Origin of the sequence: Achromobacter sp. 2789STDY5608621 (assembly GCF_001299375.1) — a bacterium.
GTDB lineage: Bacteria > Pseudomonadota > Gammaproteobacteria > Burkholderiales > Burkholderiaceae_B > Achromobacter > Achromobacter insuavis.
Genome location: NZ_CYTU01000024.1, coordinates 81,729 through 95,909, shown reverse-complemented (window position 1 = coordinate 95,909; position 14,181 = coordinate 81,729). Strand labels below are relative to the sequence as shown.

Here is a 14,181-nt window from a genome sequence, read left to right as displayed (position 1 = left end):
GCTGTTCGCAGGTAACGTGACGAGCGCGACAACCCCCCACTGCTCAATGATCCCACTCGGCAGGATCTGGAATCCGTTGAACGTGGCCGAATAGTTAGTACCCTGAAATGCCGCTCTCAACGACGCGGGGCTGAGCGTCGTGTCGCTACTGGTGAGCGCCTGAGCCTCCGGCGTCGTAGCGCGCCGAGAGATTCCAGAAACCAATGTTGTTGCCGGAACCGCGGCGACGCCAGCGACGACAGATTTCACAAACGCAGTGGTGGAGAGCTTCGTCGAGTTATCTGTAACAACAGGCGTGGGCGCAGTTGGTGTACCAGTGAACTCTGGCGACTCCAACGGTGCGAAGCGCTCCAGATTAGACTCAATGAGTGCCTTCACCGCCTTGAACAACAGGGTGTTGTCGTTACGATTCAATGTCTGGCCCCCGCCTTGAATTAAAGCGACCAGTTCTTCCTGCATCGCGTTAAATGCGTAGGCGGGCCACTGCGTTGCAGGCTTGTTCGTCGAAGGATTGCCATCGGTAGCCCAGCCAGGCGTGCCGGTGGCAGGAGCCGCATCGGCCTGCTCCTTGGTGACGGTGTAGGGTGCAATCAGAAGGTCCATTCAGGTCTGCTCCGAATACGAGAAATTGAGCAATGTGTGCGCGGGCTTTGAAGCCAGCAGTTCACATTGCAGAACGTTGTTACTCCAGTAGGCGAAAGGGCCGCCAAACGAGTCGCCGAAGTGAAGCCGGTTGACGGTGAAGGTAGGCGCGTTCACCTGCCAGGCGTGCGCCCAGTCCTCCCCACCAAAAGGCGTGCCGAAGCGCTTTCCAAATCGGGATGGCATAAATTGCCTCACCGCCACGTCATAACCAAGACGCTTCGCCAATCCGGTGAAGTACGGTATCGACTGGCCGCCAGTGGCCGTAAGCCGCGCGACGACCTGCGCCCGGCGGGCTTGGATCGTCGGCGCCGGTCCTGCACAAGGGTCCGGCAGCCCCAGCGTTAATTCCCACTCCGGAAGGAGTTCGTAGGTTGAGCCAGGGAAGGCGTCAACCAGAAGTTGATTTGCGCGAGCCGTGTTGACTTCGTAAACCGTCACCAAGCCAAGCAAAGCGCGACTCTGGACGCTGCTTGCATCCCGCGACCAGACCCGCCCCCGTGGCAAGAGACTCATGAACGCCTGGAGGAAGTCTCCCGCGCGTAGTTTCAAGCCCATTCCTCGCCCCTATAGGTACGTGACGCCGCCAAGCGTTGGCAGCTGCCCGATCAGGTTCGTGACGTTGCCCGGGTATACCGTCACAACGCCACTAACTGTCCCGGCCACCTCGACCAAAAGCCAGCCTGAAGCGCCAGAAACGCTGTTAATTGCGCCCTCAATATCGTTGCGGTTGATCGTCCCGCCGCGGGCATCTCCTGTACGAAACAGCACGTCAGCCAACGCGGCAGAAATTGCGTTTCGCGTCGCCGTGCCGGCGCCCGACAGCCCGGATATCTTGAAATGCAGGCTGTTGTCCACCGGCGCGCACGCAAATACGAGGGCGGTAACGGGCTGCAGGCCAATCAGCGCGTCAGCCAACACCAGCTGGTCGCCGGTTGCCACTGCGGCGCGCGGCAAGGCATCAGGCCCCTGATCGTGCTGCGATACCCCATCGGCGCCCTGGGGGAATCCGCCGTGTTGGGACTGCGCTGTATCCATCATGAATCGCAGAACGACCGTCCCCGCCCCCATGCCATTGGGCGAGCACCAGGCCCGGCTTACCCCTGGAACGGCCAGCGCCCAGCGAACGTAGTCATCCGCATTGCCACCGTGTGGCGTCTCCTGATACGCGGCAATGACGCGCTCGCTGTATGCGTCCGGGAACTCCACATCCGCCCCGGTAGCGATCGCGCCCACGACTGTGCCTGTGGATTGCAGGCCCGCGATGGTCGAGGAAAGCGTCACAGGCGTGCCGGCCGGACAATTCCCCGCAGCTCCAGCCCCTGCCGCTCGCAGGACGACAACCGCCTTGCCGTCCTCACCGACCGCTTGAGTCGAATCGACCGTGTAGGCCGTTCCATCCGACCGCTTGACTTCGATTCCGGCGCTGATGACGACTCCACCCGTCCCGGTGAACTGGGCCGAAATCACGGCCGCTACGGCGTCCTTCCGGAATACATTCTTCATCGCCCCCCAGCCCGCCAGGTACTCGTCTGTCGCGGTCCACGGGACGGCTTGCTTGGAGATCCAGTCGATATAGCCGAAGTGCAGGTGGGCAAGCCCGGCTTGAGCGACGCCCAGCACGCGCAGGACAGCCTTGCGCAGGAGTGCATTCGCACCATCCAGGGTGGCGTTGATATCCGCCAGAACCTGATTTCTCAGTTCTGACAGCGTAGGACGAGAAAATGGCATATCAGTTGATTCCGTTCCATGCCCAGAGGTACTTCCCTGTGTGCAGGGAATCACCGCCAGGCGAATAGGCAATGATCTGGGCGCCGAGGAAAGACTCTCGGACCCACTCCACGCTGATGTCGAAGCGCGCCACAACCCCATCATCAATCAGCCACCTCAACGCCTCGGCCAGATAGTCGTAGGCACGATTGAGCGTCGTCTGGGTCTGCTTTTCGCGCTCCAGGAGCCAGAGCTTGCTGCCCAGGGGGGCATCGGGATCGAACTGGTCTCCCCACCACCCCCGAGGATCTCCTGTTCCATCCGGGATGACGTCATCCGGGGCTGCCATCGCGTCGGTGAAGACGCTGACCAGCATGGCAGTCGAAAGATCCGCCCCGGTGAGTAGCGCGCCTTCCGACAACATCCAATCACCGCGGGCAACGGCAGCATCCCAAACTGTTCGGATATCGCTCATTGCGGCACCTCGGGCTTGTCAGAGGTCACGGTCGATCCGCCCACCTGGACGTTCTTGACGGGATGCTGGTGGACGTTAAACACGTCCCGCATGCCCTTCATGGTTCGACTGTTCGACTCGTAGTTGTCCTGCATGTCGCCCGTCGACTTCAGCATGGGCGTCTGCAGGTCGATCCCGCCAGGCGCGACGATGGTCAACTTTCCGCTCAGGTTCCAGGTCACGTTGTTCGCGTTGTTCACGACCACATCCTGGCCCTTGGCCTCGACGACGATCCCGCCATCGGCGGTAAGGTAGACATACTTTCCGTCTTGGCTGTACAGCTTCGTTTCACCGGCCAGCAGGCCGCGCGGCCGGCTCCCTTGATGGTTGACGCCGACCACCATGGTGGATGATCGGTCGCCCGACACCGCTGCCAGAGCAGCGTCAGACCCCACCGGCGGATTCGACGTAAGGCCGAATTCCTGCGGACGCACCCGCCTGTCCGCCACTTCCAACCCGCTGGCCCTCACCTGCATCAGCTGCACCGGCCCGCTGTCATCCACGGCCGTGACAACACCGCGCCCAACCACCATCTGAAGCCGGCGCCACAGCCTTTCAATTGCTTGTTCCATATCACCCCACCACTTGGTCCGGTGCGAATTGAGCCCAGATGAAGGGCTGCTGATAGAAGGCCTGCGGCGGCATCAGCACCACGTCGCAGGTCGTACCTGCGCGTCCACGGTTGTAGGTCGTCTCGGCGATCAACCACGAAACAGGTGCGGCCTCGGATCCCAGCTTCAAGGACGGGATCGCAAGGGAAGCCATCGTGTTGGGCGTGTACAGCGCCCCCGCCGAATCCCGCCAACTGTCGGTGTTCAGCCGGACAAAGAAGGACCGCCCCTGCCGCCGAGACATTTCCCACTTGGCCCTGTCTTCAGCCACCATGCTTCCGCCCAGGAGGTTCTCCGACAGCACAACCCGCGGCCGATATCGAGGCACGCTTTCATCGACCAGATGCGCGATCTGGTTAGGAGCGCCGCCAACATCGCTGAACTGGTCCAGCCCCTGATAAATCGCGTAGTAGTCGCTGAACTTCTGATCCATCGAGTACGAGGCGACGGCCGAGCCAATGTTCACGCCCTCCTGGAATCCGCTGGCCGCGGCCTGTAGCCCAATGCCCGACAGCAGAAGATCACCCGATGGCGTGTCGTACAGCAGGAGGCCACGATATCGGCAAACCCGCTCCAGGATGTCATACGCGCTCTCGCCCGCGATGATTACCACCTGCTCGATGGGTGCGCCTTGGTTCGTACCTTCGGCTAGGCTCGCCTTGATCCCGAACGGTGCGCAAAGCGTCTGAGCGATATACAGCGCGCTCGCATTGGTGAGTTGGAATCCATCGAAAACTGCCGCGCAATCCACGATGTCCTGGCACTTGCTACGGCCAACCAACGTGACCGAATGCGCCCCGTCGGTGAACGATGGCACGAAGCGATCGACCCAGCCAGTGGAAACGCGATCCTCTCCGAGGAACACTTCGCAGTAATCCCCGGGCTGTACCTGCATATCCGGCCGCGTCGCGATGGGATAGCGGTCAGTCATCTTCACCAGGAAATCAGAGGGGCATCGCTCGATTCCTCTCGTGAACCGCACCTCCTGCCACCCCCCGAGAACGCGCGTATTGGACAGCTCATAGCCCCGTCCGACACGGGTCGAAGTGGACACACGCAGCGTCAGATCATCACCATTCATTTCGACAGTGCCTCAAACTGGGGCGGCATAAACGCCGGGTGGATAGGATTGACCTGGCGCACAAGTTCTCCGGCTCTCGCCGGATCCCGGTAGATTCGATTTGCCAGCGCCAGCGCGGGCTGGGAGGCGTTGAAGGAAAACGCCCCCATCTGTGCCAGATTGCCCCCCCTTGCCTGAAGGTCGGAAACGACGGCCTTCCTGAGCTGACGCAATGCGTCGTAGCTGGCGTCGTCACCACTATCGCCAGCAATCAGGATCTCGGAATCCAAAATGCCGACAACGTCCGTCTGCACCCTCGCGGCATCCTCTTGCGAGAACGGCTGATAGTCCGCCGCCGCCTGGGCCAATGCTGCGATTGCCACGCGTCGAAGATGGGCCGAACATGCAACGTTGGCAGTTGCAATGGCCTGCCCGATAGGAGACTCGGTAGATTCGCCGGCAGGTTGGAACACGGCCAGGCGGCCAAGCATCGCCATGCCATCCGCGGGGTCAACAGCCGTCGCGGCAACAGATTGCACGAATGCATTCGCAGCATCGCCATATGCCGACGTATCGGCGATATTCGCGGCCGCCTGCTGCAGCTTGACGCCTGCAGCAACCACGGCCGCACTGGCGGCCACATTGGCGGTCAGCAGATCGGCCGCCGACGCGCTGCTGGAAGCCTTCCGATTGGACGTCAGGAAGCCCGAATTCCCGCCACCAAATAGCCGACCGAAGTTGCCGCGCAGACTCGACACAGCATTGAATACGCGTCGGACGCCGTTGACGATTCCAACCGCCATCTGGTAGTAGCGCACCGCGGTGTTGACGACCTGGCGAACCACTGCAACGCCCTGCCTGATCGCCGCAGCGACCTTGCGCGCCATGTCCAGCAGGCTACCCTTTCGAACGGCATCCGCAGCCTTGTTAACCTGGTCGCCCGTCGATTCACCAGCTTGCGGATACTTCCGTTCGCCGCTGACGATCAGCGACATCGTGAACTCGAATACGCGCCCCAGGTCCTTCCGCTCCTCCAGCTCCAGATCCAGACACGCAACGTTCGCGATGGTCCCCAGAGTCGGATGAACCAGCGTCTTCGGCCCGGCGGTCTCGCAGACAGTCAGAAAGGCTTCACGCTGGCCGACTACGCCGCCTCCCCCATAGATGGCGCTGTCCTCGATGAGGAACCCGTGGATCCGGAACTGCCTGGGAAGCTTCCCCTGATCCTCTGCCCATACCTCATCCCGATATGGATACACATGGACTGCCTGACGGCGACCAGCGTGCAGGCGCGCCCCGTTCACACCGAACGGAACGCCCCCATAGGAAGCTTGCTGCAGCGAAGCCTCCCAGCTGCCGGCGCCAGGCCCCAGCAGGTCGCCAACGGCGTTCGCGACGCCGCCAATGCTGCCTGCGACCTGTACGACGTCCGAGATTTTCATGGCATAGCCCCCAGGCCCATTGAATAGTTCACGCGTGCCGACATGCCCGCGCCATCACCACTGTTTGTGTCGACGCGTGTACCCGGTGGCGCCGATACGTTGACCTGCAAGGTCAGCTTCTGCAGAGAAGCATCCAGCGCATCCTTGAGGCCATCGAAGCCCGGGCCGTTGCCCATGCCCGGCGCTCCTGCAGCCGCGCCCAGCGCGGGATTGGCCGCTTGGGTAGATCCTGCGGCGCCGCCGCCCATGGCCCCAAAAATCCGGTCTGCCATGATTCCGCGCTTGTACTTTTCCCCTTCCACGTCCGCAGGACGCTCGTGGTACTGGGACACGATGGCCGCAGCCCTGTTGGCGCTGGTCGCACGCGCCAACAGGTCGCCAGCTACCCGCTGCTGGCCCGGGCCGTTGCGCAGCTCCCAATCGAAGAACTTCAACTGGTCATCGAGTGTCGAGTCGCGGATGTCACGTTTGAATACTCGCTTGAAGTCTTCTTGGCGGTCCGGGTGCCACTGACCGATCCCGTAGGCCTTGCCGCCATCCCCGACGCTATAGGGATTGCCGCCGGACTCCTGAAGAATGTTCGCGGCGATGCCGGCGGCCTGCTCTTTGCTCCATCCCATACCCATGAACTTCTGAGCAATGTCCAGGATCTTCGGGTCGTTCGTTCCTCCGGGCGCGAATTCCCCGGGGGTCAGATAGCTCTTGCCCTGCGCTCGCCGGGCACTCGCCAGCGTCGCATCCTCACCCGCGTTCAGGTCCTTGCTGTAAAACAGCGCCCCAGCGCCGACCGCATACGGATTCAAAAACCGTGCAAGCCACGGCGCACGTGAGGCAGCAGCGCCCGCGCCTGCGGCTCCAGCCGCGCCAGCTGCAGCGCTGCCGCCGGCCGTCGCCTTGAGCGCCGCCGCAGCAGCCTCGGCCGCCGTGAGACTAGCAACAAGCGTGCCTATCGCAAGCCCCCAATCGGCCAACGTTGCCGCGAACTTGATGGCGACAATGCCAGCCAGCACGTTGCCCCATCCGCCAAACGCGTCGGCGATCTTGTTCACGCGGTCGTACCACGCCCCCCAGTCGATACTGGTGATCCACGAGGTCAGCTTCCCGACCGCCTCGGCCAGTCGGTCCGCGATGTTCACGCGGTTCTCATCCAGCCATGAGGTCAGCTTCTCGATCATTGGCGTCAGGACAGGAATGAGCTTGTCGCCAATCGTATTGGCAAGGGCGCCCGTGCTGGCCTTCAAACCGTTGATCTTGTCCTGGAAGGCCGAGGCGCGCTCGATCGCTTCTTCCCCGAAGATGTAGCCCCGCTTTCCAGCCTCGGCACGGTCGGCGTCGAACGTTCCCCGCTGGATCATGGGCAACAGCGACCCCATACCCAGTGCATCCGCAGCGGTACGTTGACCAGCGGGGTTCTTGATCTTCCCCAGGGCGGTCATGATGTCGTGCTGGGTGCGCTCGTAGTCGATCTGGCCGTCCTTCCCCCGGGATATCCTCACTCCCAGCCGCGACAACAGCATCATGGCTTGCGGATTGGCCCCAAAGGCGGCCTCTCGAATAGTGTTTTGCGACGACAGCATGCTCTGGTCGAACTGCTCGGCGGTCACACCGGCCCGCTTGGCGGCGTAGTGCCAAGCCTGCAGGCCCCGCGTCGACATGCCCACCTGGCGCGAGGTTCTCTGCAGGCTCGATCCCAAGTCGCCCCATCGTTGTGCCAGCGCTCCAACGCCGGCCGCGCCGGCCAGGCCGACAAGCGCAGACATACCGGGGATGATCGAGGAAATGCGATCGGCGGCAGCTCGCGCGCCCTGCGAAATCGAATTCAGGCCTGACGTGATCTTTCCGAGCGCCGTAGCGCCAGTCTTGCCGATACTCGTTAGGCGCCCCGACATACGGGCAGCTCTATCCCCGATGCGCGAGAATGAGTCCCCGACCTTGTTGCTCACCTTCGACGCGTTATCTATCGCCGAGATTCGGAATGCCAGTTCATTGGCCATGTTGTGCCTCCAAGCGCTCTGCCATGTCGTGCCACCACCGCAGTTCACTCAGCCGTAGCCCGAGGACGTCACGCGGCGGCCAGGCGTAAAACTTCGCCGTAGCCGCCGCCATCAGGCCCCAATCAGGCACTGGCTGGACTACTTTCCCACGCTGGAATCCTCGTCTCCGGCGTCGGCCTCGTCTTCGTCGCCAGCCATGAACGAAGTCAGGTAGTTGGCCGCCGTGGTGAAGTCGCGCGCCCCGATGCGGTTGATCACCGCAATCGGAACCCCCGACACCTTGCCGATGAGCTTGCGCAGCGCATCGCCGGCGTCTTTCGAACTGTCCTTGTTGAAAGACAGGACTTCCTCCACGATCGGTTCGCGGAGACCCAACTCGGTGAAGGTTTCGGCATCGCCCCCCTGGCCCAGGGTGACAGGCTTGCGCAGGGCGATGGTCAGTTCGTCGGGAATCTCTTTCTTCGGCATATCAGCTCACGGTCTGTTCGGAAACGAGGGGACCTTCGAACTTGACATCGAAGGTGGCTTCAGTGGTGTCGACCTCCTGCGCATCGACGCAGGCCATGCTGCGGCCCACCACGGTCTTGCCGTTGGCGAGCTGCAGCACCACCGTCGCATTGCGCATACGGTTGAAGTCGTAAACCGTCAGACTCCCCGCATCGCGGGCAGTGAAGGAAATCGAGCCAGCGACCGGCATTTCCTTGACGCCGTGGTATCCGTCCTGGCCCACCAGGCTGGTGCGGGTAACGGTGGAGGGGCTGTACTTCGCCGCCCCTTCCAACATGTAGGAATTGCCGTCCACCGTGATTTGCGCGGTGCCGGCCAACAGATTCGCCATAATCGGCTCCTATAAATGAAAACGCCGCCCGAAGGCGGCGCTATGCCACAGCCGCGCGGGTTTACGCGCTGGCGGCCTCGCTGGCCGGCACGATATTGCTGAACTGCATGAGCAGGGCGAAGATGCGCAACTGGTTGATCAGGATTGCCGGATACAGCACGTCCACCCGGTTGGGGTTGGTACGGTTCTGCTCCACGATCAGGCCCTTGGCGAACACGTCAGCCCCCTGCACCCAGCCGCTGTCATCCTGCATGGACTGGTAGTCCGCGGTCAGGTCGGCCCGGATGGTGCTGGGCGTCACGATGTTGGACCCTGGCGCCGGCCGCGTGCCGTTGGCCGCCAGCTTCTTGCGGGCGTACTTGGAGGTCACCACCAGCTTCAGGCGCCGAAGGACCGCCGCCAACGTGTTCATCGTCTCGACTTCCAGATAGCTGTTGTCCGGCTGGCCGAACGCGTTCAGCTGGTAGGTCGTAATGAGGTTTTCGATTGCCACCGTGCCATCGTCCGCCACCGTGAAGGTGCTGATGCCCGTATAGAGCAGCGTATTGCGGTCGGTCAGCTGGAACCGCGACTCCAGCGGCGGCGGCAGGAAGCTCGCCAGCGGCACAGTCTGCATCGGCTGGGCCGGATCTGCGCGGCACGATATCGCCGCTGCTGCCGTCAGATCAGCGGCCAGGATCCACGAGGGCGTCGGCGAATTGTTGAACCCCATGATGGACACATGCTCGTCGTTGCGGGTGGCGCCGAAGGTATGGCATTCACCCAGCGTGCCGCGGAATCCGCCGTAGGCGTGCCCATACAGGCCCTTGGACCAGCTCCAGCGGCCGGTCGTCGTGGACAGGAATGCCTTGACGGCATTCAGGGAAGCGGCGTCGTTGTACGGCATGGCGATGAAGTCGAAGGTCATGTCGCCCAGATTCGCCAGCGCAGTGGTCAGCGTCGGATTGACCTGCCCGCCGGACATCGGGGTGATGGTGACGCCCAGCCCCGCAGGGAGCGCTTCGCCGCTCAGTGCGCCGTAGAAGTTCAGGCGCACGTCGATGTCGTTGCCCGCCAGCCCCTTGTTCTTGGCCGTCAGGTTCACCTTCGTGGTGGACACCGTATCAACCGCGGCCGAAACCGGCAGATCTGCGGCGGCGTTGATCTGCGCCGACAGCGCCGTCGCGAGTTGAGCAGTCGTCATGCTCGGTGTGCAGACCAGCGACACCACCGGCGAACCGGAGAATGCCGCGATGTACAAGGACAGCACGCCGGTAGCAGTGGCGGCCGAAGTGAAGCTGATTGCGCCCTTGGCTTCGGTGGCCGACGCATCGTCAGCCACCGGGAGATACCAGACCTCACCGAAGCTGTCACGCGCGCGATATACGGCCGTCATGAGCGCCAGCATCGAACCCTGGCCGCCCAGCACCTTCGCCTCGTTGGCGCCCTGGGAAATCGCCGGCTTGCCGGGAACCGCGGTGCCGGCGGCCGTGATCTGACCGATGATCAGCGCCCGCTGGTTGATCTGACCGGTGTTCGCGCGACTCGGGTCGATATCGGCGTAGAACAGCGGCACCCGCAGGTTCTGCGGGATGTTGGGAAACTGGATCATTTACTTGCCCCCCTTATTGGGCGGTGCCGGCGGCACCTCGTTGGTGGCCGACTTTTGGGCGCCAGGGGCGACCGCTTCGACCACGTCGCCGTCGCGCAAGCGCGCGGCCCAGTACAGGTCGTTTCCGTCCACGGGCATGCCCTCTTCAGGCATGAATTGTTTGCGTACCGGGTCGAACACCGTCAGTCCCGGGCGAGGTTTGATGTACATGCAAAGCTCCTATTGCGGAAGGTCAAGATCCAAGCCGGGCACAGCTGTGCCGTCCGGCACCTGAACACGGGTATCCACCCCTTCCAGCGGATTGGTGGGAACGGGGAAGAAGTCCTCCGGACCCTGCACAAACTCCAGGCCCAGTTCAACCAGGACGGCGCCCAAGTGATCCCCGGCTTCTTCCGGTCCCCGCGTAATGCGCGTGCGGAAGTAGGAAAACTGATTGAGTTCCTGCATCAGCGGCGGGTAGTTGATGACCGCGGCCTTAATCTGATCCCGGAGGGTTTCCAACGCGACCTGCAGGGCTGCAGCACCGGCGTTGTCCAGTTCCCCGGGATGACTCGCCCGGGCCTCGACCACGAGCGCCGAGGTCACTGTGAAGGCCGGGGCACCGCTTCGACCGAACGACACGCCGTCCTCATCGTTCGTTCGCACGAACAGGACGGGATACTCTCCATCCCAGGTGGCCTGATCGCGTGGCGAATATGCCCTCGAACCTGCGTCGGTGGTGTTCGTGAGCGCCTGCACGGCCAGCGCGCGCAGCTGGTTTGTCGTCGTCATAGCTTTTTCAATTTCAGATGTACCCAGCCCATTCCATCCGGCTGCTGTTCGAAAACGAGGAACGATTCGCCCGTCTTCTTCCGGGTGATGCGGTCATCCTTCGCAGGCGGCCGCGGCAGATCGGCCAGGCGAAAGCCCGCACTCGGTGCGGTCGTCACCCAACCGACGCCGCCCTGGCCGTCCTGGAATGCCGTCTTGTAGGCGTCGGTGAAGACGCCCGGCACGACCTTGGCCTTGGCGCCGCCTGCAGGTTGATAGGCCAGCTCTTCACCAAACGCAGTGTTAATGGCCTGGCTGACCTGGTCGAAATCAACCATGTCAGCCTCGGCGGATCTGCGGGCCGGCAGCGGACCCGAACCGCGGGCCGTTGTCCCGACGAATCACCGGCGCGTCCGGGTCTTCCAGGAAGCCGAGCTGCCGCAGCCGATCGACCTCGCTTGCCGGCAGATCGACCTCGTCGCCGGCCACCAGCGACTCGCCGTCTTCCTTCAGGAGAACGCGCCCGTGCGCCACGACGGCGTTAACGAGCTTGGCCGAAGTCGGCGCCTTGTCTTTCGGAGTATTGGCGCCGCTCATCAGACCACCACCGGGTCGCAGACGTTGGCCGACAGGCAGGCGTTCACCCGGCTGGGAATAACGATGGGAGCCGATTGCATCATCAGGAATCGCTGCGCCGGGTCGTCCTGGATCCAGGTCTTCGGCGCGAACGGCAGCGACTGATAATTGAAAGCAGGATCCTTGATCATGCCGAAGGCGCGCGTGCCCTGCAGGTTGGGGCCGGACATGATCAGATCACCGTCGTACAGCATGGGACGCTCGACGTCGTTCTCGTCCACAAACCAGTCGTTGTACAGCCACAGGTCGAACTGGCCCCACTTGCCCTTGTACACCGCGCCTTGCTTGATCTCGGTGCCGGGGTTGATCGCGTTGCCGAACGAGGCTTGGGCGGGCAGTACGATGGCTCCCTTCAGTTCCGGGTCGAGCTTGAAGCCAGCCCACGAGCTCGGGGTGAACACCAGCTCCGAAACCGTAGCGCCCGAGCTCTTGAGGACACGGGTTGCCCAGGCCTCGATATCACCCGTCGGCGATGCCGTGCCCGCGGCGATATTGGCGGCAGTCCACTTGCGGCCGGCCGTCAGGGCGACGGTCAGGGAGGCATCACGCCCGAAATCGACGATCACGGTTTCGAAGCCCTCGCCCTCGATGGTCACCTGCGCCGAACGCAACGCGCAGGCGGCCATCCATTCCAGGCGGCGCGTCAGGATATCCACCTGGTCGGTCATCTCCGCTTCCAGGTTGGCCATTTCACGTTCGGCGCCCGTCAGGTCACCGCCGATGCGCTCACCGATCATGCGGCGTACCGGTTTGAGCAGGTCCGGCGCGCGTTTGTCCTTGACATAGGCCGGCTTGAAGCTGTTGGTCTGGAAGCGGCGCTGCTCGACCAGTTTGCCTTCGACCAGGGGGGACACGAACGGCGCCATGCGGCGCTTGCCGATGTCAACGTCGATAGCGACTTCCTCGGTATCGGAGGTCACGATGTTGGGGAAAAAGCGGTCCAGCAGGAAGGACTGCGCGGTTTTCAGGTTCGGAACGACCCCGATCAGGTCGATCGTGGTGTAGGACAAAGAGGACATTCGTCATCTCCAAAAGAACTTGGCGTATACAAAAAAAGCCCCGCTCGGCGGGGCCTTTCTCCATGCGTTGCGCTTGGGTTTAGGTCGGGTCAGCGGCCGAGACCGACGACTTGACGTGAATGGCGTACTGGCGCAAGGCCGCGGTCAGCGCGGGCAGCGTCCAGCTCGGGTCGTAGTGCAGCGCGCGGCCGTTGACCTCGACCTGCACATAGGCCCCGGCGTTGACCGGGCCGGCCGTGGCATCCGAGTAATCAGCCAGAATGGCCGAGGGGACCTGGCTGCCGTCGGTCGCCCCCTTCACCGAGAGGACGAACTGGCCGACTGCGTCGTTGACGTCGATAACGAACGTGTCGCCAGCCGCGAACGCCGTGGCGCCTGCGGTGATGGTGAACCCCAGTCCACCTTGCGTGTAGGCCGTCCCCACCGCCGCATTTGCGAGCGTGGTGCCTTCCGGGTCGACCACCTTGAACGTGGTCGCGGCAGTAGCGGTCAGCTGGTAATTCCCCAGCTTCGCACCGGCACCAACGACGACGGCCCCGATGGTGCCGTTGCCCGTATTGGTGCCGGCGGCGGTAGCGACCGCGGTGCTGCTCGCGATCATGCCCAACACCGCCCCGCGCGGCAGCTTACCGGCTGCGAGGATGATGGGCTGCGAAACGATCTGCAGGCCGCCCGCGATGAGCTGATCGGGGACGAAGACATCTGCCCGGATGCCGGGCTGTTGGGGGCTGTTCCCAACGGGGTTGACGGGAAGCGTCATGAGTATTGCTCCTGGATAGCTGAATTGCGGGGATCAAGCCTCGCCGCGGCGCTTCTTGCCGGCAGCGACGATCTTCTGGGCGAGGGTCATTTGGCTGTCGCCACCACCCGAACCCGGGTTGGGAATGGTCGTGCCTTGCATGCGCTCGGACAGGGTGCGACGCGCGGGCGGCGCCTGATCCGCTCGGCCGGCGTCCAGCGCCGCGATCGCGGCCTTGGACGACATGCTCGTGTCGAAAGCGAACACGCAGGCTTGGCGGGCGACTCCATGGCGCAGTCCATGGGCCACGATGCGGGCGCAACGAACCCGCTCGGCGGCCCGGGCCGCCTTCTTCGACTGGTCTTTTTCCTTGTCATCGCCGTCGTCTTCGGATTCGGCGTCCGGGTCTTCCCCGTTTTCCAGCACGTCGTCGCGCTCGTCGTCTTTGCGGTCGAGTTCCTCCATGCGCTTCGCATAGTCGTCGTCGGACTCGCCCTCCCGCTGCTTACGCTCGTCGTCGGGTTTGTCCTTGTTGTCCTTGTCGTCCTCGTCGTCCTGTTCAGCACGGGCGCTACGAGCGCGACCCAGGCCCAACAGCGAGGCAAAGGGGGAAGAAGAGAAAGGTTTCTTCATTG

General features: G+C 63.1%; 17 protein-coding genes and 1 pseudogene. All 18 read right to left on the bottom strand.

The annotated features are described in order from the left end of the window. Positions 1–603, bottom strand: a pseudogene (locus AOZ53_RS34355) (hypothetical protein); the annotation flags it as partial. Continuing rightward, a complete protein-coding gene (locus AOZ53_RS20970) occupies positions 604–1,194 on the bottom strand; it encodes a YmfQ family protein (RefSeq protein WP_231690655.1) in 591 nt (196 codons plus the stop codon). 15 nt (positions 1,195–1,209) lie between these two features. After that, complete coding sequence (locus AOZ53_RS20965) at positions 1,210–2,373, bottom strand: baseplate J/gp47 family protein (RefSeq protein ID WP_054489170.1); 1,164 nt, start codon at positions 2,371–2,373, stop codon at positions 1,210–1,212. A gap of 1 nt (position 2,374) precedes the next feature. Next, a complete protein-coding gene (locus AOZ53_RS20960; RefSeq protein WP_054489168.1) occupies positions 2,375–2,827 on the bottom strand; it encodes a phage GP46 family protein in 453 nt (150 codons plus the stop codon). Next, the gene (locus AOZ53_RS20955) at positions 2,824–3,438 is read right to left on the bottom strand and encodes a phage baseplate assembly protein V (protein ID WP_054489166.1); all 615 of its coding nucleotides are present in this window, start codon (positions 3,436–3,438) and stop codon (positions 2,824–2,826) included. Before AOZ53_RS20955 ends, AOZ53_RS20960 begins: the two co-directional genes overlap by 4 nt. 1 nt (position 3,439) lies before the next feature. Continuing rightward, complete coding sequence (locus AOZ53_RS20950) at positions 3,440–4,558, bottom strand: phage baseplate assembly protein (RefSeq protein WP_156333462.1); 1,119 nt, start codon at positions 4,556–4,558, stop codon at positions 3,440–3,442. Next, entirely contained in the window at positions 4,555–5,979 is a 1,425-nt protein-coding gene (locus AOZ53_RS20945; protein ID WP_054489162.1) for a DNA circularization protein, read from the bottom strand. Before AOZ53_RS20945 ends, AOZ53_RS20950 begins: the two co-directional genes overlap by 4 nt. Continuing rightward, positions 5,976–7,973 (bottom strand): phage tail tip lysozyme, encoded by a 1,998-nt coding sequence (locus AOZ53_RS20940; RefSeq protein ID WP_054489160.1) that lies wholly within the window; start codon positions 7,971–7,973, stop codon positions 5,976–5,978. Before AOZ53_RS20940 ends, AOZ53_RS20945 begins: the two co-directional genes overlap by 4 nt. A gap of 138 nt (positions 7,974–8,111) precedes the next feature. Next, positions 8,112–8,441 carry a phage tail assembly protein gene (locus AOZ53_RS20935; RefSeq protein ID WP_054489158.1) on the bottom strand — a complete coding sequence of 110 codons (330 nt, stop codon included), beginning with the start codon at positions 8,439–8,441 and terminating at the stop codon, positions 8,112–8,114. 1 nt (position 8,442) lies between these two features. Then, the gene (locus AOZ53_RS20930; protein ID WP_054435177.1) at positions 8,443–8,811 is read right to left on the bottom strand and encodes a phage tail tube protein; all 369 of its coding nucleotides are present in this window, start codon (positions 8,809–8,811) and stop codon (positions 8,443–8,445) included. 61 nt (positions 8,812–8,872) lie between these two features. Continuing rightward, the gene (locus tag AOZ53_RS20925) at positions 8,873–10,366 is read right to left on the bottom strand and encodes a phage tail sheath subtilisin-like domain-containing protein (RefSeq protein ID WP_231690654.1); all 1,494 of its coding nucleotides are present in this window, start codon (positions 10,364–10,366) and stop codon (positions 8,873–8,875) included. Positions 10,367–10,402: 36 nt separating this feature from the next. Then, complete coding sequence (locus AOZ53_RS20920; RefSeq protein ID WP_054435171.1) at positions 10,403–10,612, bottom strand: DUF2635 domain-containing protein; 210 nt, start codon at positions 10,610–10,612, stop codon at positions 10,403–10,405. A 9-nt stretch (positions 10,613–10,621) separates the two neighbouring features. After that, positions 10,622–11,173 (bottom strand): hypothetical protein, encoded by a 552-nt coding sequence (locus AOZ53_RS20915; protein WP_054489154.1) that lies wholly within the window; start codon positions 11,171–11,173, stop codon positions 10,622–10,624. After that, positions 11,170–11,490, bottom strand: coding sequence for a head-tail joining protein (locus AOZ53_RS20910; protein WP_054489153.1), 321 nt, complete (start codon positions 11,488–11,490; stop codon positions 11,170–11,172). The genes AOZ53_RS20915 and AOZ53_RS20910 overlap by 4 nt, the downstream gene beginning before the upstream one ends. A 1-nt stretch (position 11,491) precedes the next feature. Beyond that, positions 11,492–11,749, bottom strand: coding sequence for a hypothetical protein (locus AOZ53_RS20905; RefSeq protein WP_054489151.1), 258 nt, complete (start codon positions 11,747–11,749; stop codon positions 11,492–11,494). Continuing rightward, a complete protein-coding gene (locus AOZ53_RS20900; RefSeq protein WP_054489149.1) occupies positions 11,749–12,807 on the bottom strand; it encodes a major capsid protein in 1,059 nt (352 codons plus the stop codon). Before AOZ53_RS20900 ends, AOZ53_RS20905 begins: the two co-directional genes overlap by 1 nt. Positions 12,808–12,886: 79 nt before the next feature. Next, on the bottom strand, positions 12,887–13,567 hold the full coding sequence (locus AOZ53_RS20895; protein ID WP_054489147.1) for a head decoration protein: 681 nt from the start codon (positions 13,565–13,567) through the stop codon (positions 12,887–12,889). Positions 13,568–13,600: 33 nt separating this feature from the next. Continuing rightward, a complete protein-coding gene (locus AOZ53_RS20890) occupies positions 13,601–14,179 on the bottom strand; it encodes a hypothetical protein (RefSeq protein ID WP_156333461.1) in 579 nt (192 codons plus the stop codon). Positions 14,180–14,181 lie beyond the last annotated feature (2 nt).

Excerpts from the sequence above, each read along its gene's own strand:
- AOZ53_RS20965 (WP_054489170.1), bottom strand. The coding sequence starts at position 2,373 with ATGCCATTTTCTCGTCCTACGCTGTCAGAACTGAGAAATCAGGTTCTG.
- AOZ53_RS20960 (WP_054489168.1), bottom strand. The coding sequence starts at position 2,827 with ATGAGCGATATCCGAACAGTTTGGGATGCTGCCGTTGCCCGCGGTGAT.
- AOZ53_RS20955 (WP_054489166.1), bottom strand. The coding sequence starts at position 3,438 with ATGGAACAAGCAATTGAAAGGCTGTGGCGCCGGCTTCAGATGGTGGTT.
- AOZ53_RS20950 (WP_156333462.1), bottom strand. The coding sequence starts at position 4,558 with ATGAATGGTGATGATCTGACGCTGCGTGTGTCCACTTCGACCCGTGTC.
- AOZ53_RS20945 (WP_054489162.1), bottom strand. The coding sequence starts at position 5,979 with ATGAAAATCTCGGACGTCGTACAGGTCGCAGGCAGCATTGGCGGCGTC.
- AOZ53_RS20940 (WP_054489160.1), bottom strand. The coding sequence starts at position 7,973 with ATGGCCAATGAACTGGCATTCCGAATCTCGGCGATAGATAACGCGTCG.
- AOZ53_RS20935 (WP_054489158.1), bottom strand. The coding sequence starts at position 8,441 with ATGCCGAAGAAAGAGATTCCCGACGAACTGACCATCGCCCTGCGCAAG.
- AOZ53_RS20930 (WP_054435177.1), bottom strand. The coding sequence starts at position 8,811 with ATGGCGAATCTGTTGGCCGGCACCGCGCAAATCACGGTGGACGGCAAT.
- AOZ53_RS20920 (WP_054435171.1), bottom strand. The coding sequence starts at position 10,612 with ATGTACATCAAACCTCGCCCGGGACTGACGGTGTTCGACCCGGTACGC.
- AOZ53_RS20915 (WP_054489154.1), bottom strand. The coding sequence starts at position 11,173 with ATGACGACGACAAACCAGCTGCGCGCGCTGGCCGTGCAGGCGCTCACG.
- AOZ53_RS20910 (WP_054489153.1), bottom strand. The coding sequence starts at position 11,490 with ATGGTTGATTTCGACCAGGTCAGCCAGGCCATTAACACTGCGTTTGGT.
- AOZ53_RS20905 (WP_054489151.1), bottom strand. The coding sequence starts at position 11,749 with ATGAGCGGCGCCAATACTCCGAAAGACAAGGCGCCGACTTCGGCCAAG.
- AOZ53_RS20900 (WP_054489149.1), bottom strand. The coding sequence starts at position 12,807 with ATGTCCTCTTTGTCCTACACCACGATCGACCTGATCGGGGTCGTTCCG.
- AOZ53_RS20895 (WP_054489147.1), bottom strand. The coding sequence starts at position 13,567 with ATGACGCTTCCCGTCAACCCCGTTGGGAACAGCCCCCAACAGCCCGGC.
- AOZ53_RS20890 (WP_156333461.1), bottom strand. The coding sequence starts at position 14,179 with ATGAAGAAACCTTTCTCTTCTTCCCCCTTTGCCTCGCTGTTGGGCCTG.